Here is a 6,000-nt window from a genome sequence, read left to right as displayed (position 1 = left end):
CACCGCGTAGCGGGCCAGGCCGCGCAGGGCCGCCACGGCATCATTGTCGCCCAGGCCATCGAGCGCACGCTCGGCGGCTTCGGCATATTCCTCGGCACGCGCGCGGCTGTACTCCAGGCCGCCGGTGGCGCGGATCGCGGCCAGCACTTCCGGCATCGCCGAGGCGTCGCCGTCCTGCACGATGGTGCGCAGGCGCTCGCGGGTGGCGTCGTCGGAGTGGGCCATCGCGTGGATCAGCGGCAGCGTGGCCTTGCCCTCGGCGAGGTCGTCGCCCAGGTTCTTGCCGAGTTCCTCGGCATTGGCCGAGTAGTCCAGCACGTCATCGGCGATCTGGAACGCGTAGCCCAGGTGCATGCCGTAGTCGAACAGGGCCTGCTGGGTGGCTTCGTCCACGCCGCTGGCCAGCGCGCCCAGGCGGGTACCGGCGGCGAACAGCACCGCGGTCTTGCGCTCGATCACGCGCAGGTAGGCGGCTTCGTCGGTGTCCGGGTTGTGCACGTGCAGCAGCTGCAGCACTTCACCCTCGGCGATGCGGTTGGTGGCATCGGCCAGGATCTGCATCACCGACATGCGCTCCAGCTCGACCATCAGCTGGAAGCTGCGCGAGTACAGGAAGTCGCCGACTAGCACGCTGGGCGCGTTGCCCCACAGTGCGTTGGCGGTGCTGCGGCCACGGCGCAGGCTGGATTCGTCCACCACGTCGTCGTGCAGCAGGGTGGAGGTGTGGATGAACTCGATGATCGCCGCCAGCTGGTGGTGATCCGGGCCGGCCTGGCCGACCGCATGGCCGGCCAGCATCACCAGCATCGGGCGCAGGCGCTTGCCGCCGGCGGAAATGATGTGATCGGCGATCTGGTTGATCAGCACGACGTCCGAGGACAGGCGGCGCCGGATCAGGGCGTCGACGGCGGCCATGTCGGCCGCGGCAAGCGACTGGATCTGGGGCAGGCCCAGGGCGGGACGGGTGTCTTCGGTGATGGTCATGCGATCAGGCTTTCAGGCTCATCGCTGATTATAGGCGCTGCCTGTGAATTCGGGCGCAAACCGGGTGGGCCGACGTCCGCGGCCCGGCCACGGCTGCCGCCTGCGTGAATACGTATGCAGGTTGCGCCATGCCCGCGAGGCCGCCGCTAAGCTTGCCGGAACAGGATTTCGGCCCGCTTCCGGCGGGTCCCGCATGCCCGGAGGGGGGCTGTCGATGTCGCACTATCCATGGTGGCGCGGAGCCGTCATCTACCAGATCTACCCGCGCAGCTACCTCGATGCCAACGGCGATGGCGTGGGCGACCTGCCGGGCATCATCCAGCGCCTGGACCACATCGCCGCGCTGGGCGTCGACGCGATCTGGATCTCGCCATTCTTCAAGTCGCCGATGGCCGACTTCGGCTATGACATTGCCGACTACCGCGATGTCGACCCGCTGTTTGGCAACCTGGATGACTTCGACCGCCTGCTGGCCAAGGCGCACGACCTGGGCCTGAAGGTGATGATCGACCAAGTGTTGAGCCATACCTCGATCGAGCACGCCTGGTTCCGCGAGAGCCGCCAGGACCGCAGCAATCCGAAGGCCGGCTGGTACGTCTGGGCCGACCCGCGCGAGGACGGCACCCCGCCCAACAACTGGCTGTCGCTGTTCGGCGGCGGCGCGTGGCAGTGGGAACCGCGCCGTGAGCAGTACTACCTGCACAACTTCCTGGTCGACCAGCCGGACCTGAACTTCCACAACCCGGACGTGCAGCGGGCCACCCTGGACAATGTGCGGTTCTGGCTGGACCGCGGCGTGGACGGCTTCCGCCTGGATGCGATCAACTTCTGCTTCCACGACGCGCAGCTGCGCGATAACCCGCCCAAGCCGGCGGACAAGCGGGTGGGCCGCGGCTTCAGTCCGGACAACCCGTACGCCTACCAGTACCACTTCTACAACAACACCCAACCGGAGAACCTGCCATTCCTGGAGCAGCTGCGCGCGCTGCTGGACGAGTACCCGGGCGCGGTGAGCCTGGGCGAGATCTCGTCGGAAGACTCGCTGGCCACCACCGCCGAGTACACCCAGGACGGCCGCCTGCACATGGGCTACAGCTTCGAGCTGCTGGTGGACGACTACAGCGCGGTCTACATCCGCGACACGGTCTCCCGGCTGGAAGCGGCGATGGCCGAAGGCTGGCCGTGCTGGGCGGTTTCGAATCACGATGTGGAACGCGCGGTCAGCCGCTGGGGCGGCTATCCGGCCGATCCGCGTCTGGCGCGGATGCTGGTGGCGCTGCTGTGCTCGCTGCGCGGCTCGGTGTGCCTGTATCAGGGCGAGGAGCTGGGCCTGGCCGAGGCCGAGGTGCCGTTCGAGGCGCTGCAGGACCCGTACGGCATCACCTTCTGGCCGAATTTCAAGGGCCGCGACGGTTGCCGCACCCCGCTGCCGTGGACCGACGCTCCGCTGGCTGGTTTTACCTCAGGCACGCCCTGGCTGCCGATCCCGGCCGAGCACCGGGCGGCGGCGGTGGCCGTGCAGGAGCGCGACCCGCACTCGGTCCTGGCGGCGTTCCGCGCCTTCCTGGCCTGGCGGCGTAGCCAGCCTGCGCTCCTGCATGGCAGCATCCGGTTCATCGAAAGCGCCGAGCCAGTGCTGCTGTTCGAGCGTATGCTTGCAGATGAAACCCTCCTGCTGGCCTTCAACCTGTCGGCCGAAGCGGTGAGCCATCCGCTGCCGCCGGGCAACTGGCAGCAGGTGGCGGTGCCGGGCCCGGATGCGGGCACGGTGCAGGGCAATGAACTCCAGCTGCCGCCGCGCGCGGTGTATTGCGCCCGACGCAGCTGACCGTTTTCTCCGGTGGCGGTACTTGCGGGGACGGGGCCGAAGCGCCCCGTCCCTTTTTTGTGGGTGGGCCTGGCCGACCATCGGCCGGCATCCGCGCAAAAGAAAACCCGCTGCCTGCGCAGCGGGTTCCCGGTCCTGCTCCCTTTGGGTTGCCGGCCAGCGGCCGGCACTACGCGGCTGTGGTCAGAACTTGTAGTTCACGCCCAGCATGTAGGTGCGGCCCCACTCGATGTACTCCAGCGGGCGGTCCTTGCTGCCGGCGTAGGTGCGGTACGGCTCGTTGGTCAGGTTGCTGCCCTGCAGCAGCAGGGTCAGGCCGCGCAGGGCGCTGCTGTCGCTGAAGGTGTAGCTGAGCTGCGCATCGGTCACGTTCTCGCCCACCACGTAACGCAGTGTGCGGTTGCCGTTGAAGTTGCCGATCTCACCGATGAAGTCCGAGCGGCGACGCTGGCTCACGCGTGCTTCAAAGCCGCTGCGCTCGTAATAGGCCGTGAAGTTGTACACGCGCTTGGACAGGCCCGGCAGGCTGATCGGGTCACTGCCCACGCTGGAGGCGCTCTCCGGATCCAGGATGGTGATGTCGCTCTTGTTGAAGGTCGCGCTGGCCTGCACGCCGAAGCCGCGCAGGCTGTCGGTCAGCATCTCCAGCGGGAACGACCCGGTCAGCTCCAGCCCCTTCAACGTGCCGCCCTTGCCGTTCTGCGGCGTGGAGAAGGTGCCAGTGGTCAGCACCGGCGCGGTCATGCCCGGCGGCGGCACGTAGTTGCCCAGCAGGCCGCTGAAGTCGTAGTTGTCCACCGACTGCGTGTAGACGTAGCTCTTCAGGTCCTTGTAGAAGATGGCCGCAGCGACGTAGGCCTTCTCGCCGAAGTACTTCTCATAGGACAGGTCCAGCGCGGTTGCGCGCCACGGATCCAGCAGCGGATTGCCGCCGCTGCCACCGGGGCGGCCGTTGTTGGTATCCACACCGAATTCCAGGCCGGCACGCATCTGGTCCACGCGCGGGCGCGCGACCTGCTTGGCGGCAGCGAAGCGCAGCGTCTGCTGGTGCGGGAACATGAACACCAGGTTCAAGCTCGGCAGCCAATCCTTGTAGGTCTTGCCGGCAGAGAAGGGCTGGATGTTGCTGCCAGCCGGCTGCGAGCTGTCCCAGTAGCGTGAATCCGAGCTCTGGTCGGTGTGCTGCATCTGCACGCCGATGTTGCCGCGCACGCCGACCACGCCGATGTCGGTGTTGATGTTCAGGCGTGCCCACGCGGTGGTGATCTTCTCCTCGACCGTCCACGACTTGGGAATCAGATAGTCCAGGTTGTCGACCGGGTTGAAGGTCATGTAGCGACCCACGGCTGCCGGCACGTTCCACGAGGGGATGTAGCCGACGCCGGCGAAACCGAGGTTGACCGGGCGGTACTGCAGGTCCGGGGCAATGGTGGATTCGCCCTGAGCACCGAGCAGGATGTTGCCTTCGGCCTGGGCCTTCTGCTTGCGACGGTCGGCATAGTTCACGCCCACGTCCACATCCGAGAACCAGCTGGACATCGCCTCGGGAACCGGCAGCGTCGCCGCCAGCTTGGCGCCCTTCAAGCGGTCTTCGACCTCCGGCACCTTGCCGTAGCCGGAACCATAGATCGTGTTGGTCAGGAACAGGCTGTCCGGATTGGAGTAGTCACGCCCCGGCGTGATCTGCGAGAAGCTGTTGTTGTTCACCACCAGGCCGATCGTGTCGAACTGCGGGCGCGGCACCAGCTGCAGGTTGTTTTCCAGGTTGATCTCACGGCGGGTCGCCTTGGAGTAGTTCAGGTCGGCGACGAGCTTCACGCCACCGACGTTGAACTCGTTGTTCCAGCCGAACGCATCGATCTTGTCCTTGCGCTTGTTGTACATGCCGCGCACCAGCGGGTACGCATTGCTGATCGTGCCACCGGTGAAGCTGCCATCGGCATTGCGGCCGACATTGCTGAACACCGGCAGGATCGCGTTGGGGTTATTGCCGTCTTCGCCGTTGCCGCTGAGGCTCAGCTCGAACTGGTTGGCGGTGTCGATCTGCTCGGCTTCGGTATGGAACGCATCGAAGGTGCTGGTCCAGCTGTTGCTGGGGCGGAACTGGATCGTCGCCATCACGCCGTCGCGCTTGTTGTTGCCGGTACGGCGCAGCGCCTTGATGCCATCGGTGAAGTAGGTGCCTGGCGCGATTCCGCGACGCTCGCCCTTGTCGGTGTGCTCGGTGGTCCACGGCTCGTACAGGCCGACCTGGTTCTCCTGGATCGGCATGTCGCTGTGCGCGTAACCGATGGCGATGCCCAGGGTGTTGTCGAAGAACTGGTCGATGTAGCTGGCGCTGAAGCGGTTGCCGTACGGATCGACATTGGCGGCGCGGCCCAGCGAACTCTTCTGGTAGCGGCCGCTGACCGCGATCACGCGCTCGCCGAAGCTGAGCGGGCGTGCGGTCTGCATATCAATGGTGCCCGACAGGCCCTGGCCGACCAGCGCCGCGTCCGGGGTCTTGTAGACGGTCACGCCGTTGACCAGCTCGGACGGGTACTGGTCGAACTCGACGCCGCGGTTGTCGCCGGTGCTGACCACTTCACGACCATTGAGCAGGGTGGTGGCGAAGTCCGGCGACAGGCCGCGCACGCTGATCACCTGCGCACGGCCCGCCACGCGCTGCGCGGCCAGGCCGGGCAGGCGCGAGATCGATTCGGCGATGCTGACGTCGGGCAGCTTGCCGATGTCTTCGGCGGAAATCGCCTCGACCACCGAAGTGGCGTCCTGCTTGACCGCGATCGCGCTCTCGATGCCGCGGCGGATGCCGGTAACCTGCACCGTATCCAGGTTGGTGGCGGCGGTGGCGGCCGGCGTGGTGGTGCTCTGCGTGGACTGTGCCGACGCCAGCGTCGGCGCCAGCACAACGGCCAGCGCGAGACTCAGCGCACTGCGCTTGTGGTTCAACATTTTCCCCTCCCAGGCAATGTTGCAGATCGATTTGTGAGCGTTCCGGCGGTGCCGTGAACGTGCGACGCGGTGGCCGCTGTCGTCGCCGCTATGGTAGGCAGCGCGTTCTTCGCGGGAATCACCCTGCATACGTATTCAATGCCGTTTGCAAGGGTGTAATCGCTTTCAGGTGCATCGTTCTGTAGAGCCGAGCCCATGCTCGGCTGCGTTCCGGTGCTGCGCACCGCCGCCCGAGC

3 protein-coding genes are annotated in these 6,000 nt (G+C 66.6%); 1 reads left to right on the top strand and 2 read right to left on the bottom strand.

The genetic code is table 11. From position 1 onward, the window contains the following. Positions 1–984: polyprenyl synthetase family protein (locus N5J73_RS06355; RefSeq protein WP_279940740.1), on the bottom strand; the 984-nt coding region annotated here is incomplete at its 3' end. 214 nt (positions 985–1,198) lie between these two features. Here N5J73_RS06355 and N5J73_RS06350 point away from each other — a divergent pair. Beyond that, positions 1,199–2,812 (top strand): alpha-glucosidase, encoded by a 1,614-nt coding sequence (locus N5J73_RS06350; RefSeq protein WP_049446063.1) that lies wholly within the window; start codon positions 1,199–1,201, stop codon positions 2,810–2,812. A gap of 183 nt (positions 2,813–2,995) precedes the next feature. Here the strand turns inward: N5J73_RS06350 and N5J73_RS06345 are convergent, their stop codons facing one another. Beyond that, a complete protein-coding gene (locus N5J73_RS06345) occupies positions 2,996–5,764 on the bottom strand; it encodes a TonB-dependent receptor (RefSeq protein WP_049446076.1) in 2,769 nt (922 codons plus the stop codon). Positions 5,765–6,000: the final 236 nt, after the last annotated feature.

The organism is Stenotrophomonas sp. GD03654 (assembly GCF_029845105.1).
GTDB lineage: Bacteria > Pseudomonadota > Gammaproteobacteria > Xanthomonadales > Xanthomonadaceae > Stenotrophomonas > Stenotrophomonas africana.
Note: the sequence above shows the minus strand (reverse complement) of the source record. Positions and strands in the feature narration are given on the sequence as shown.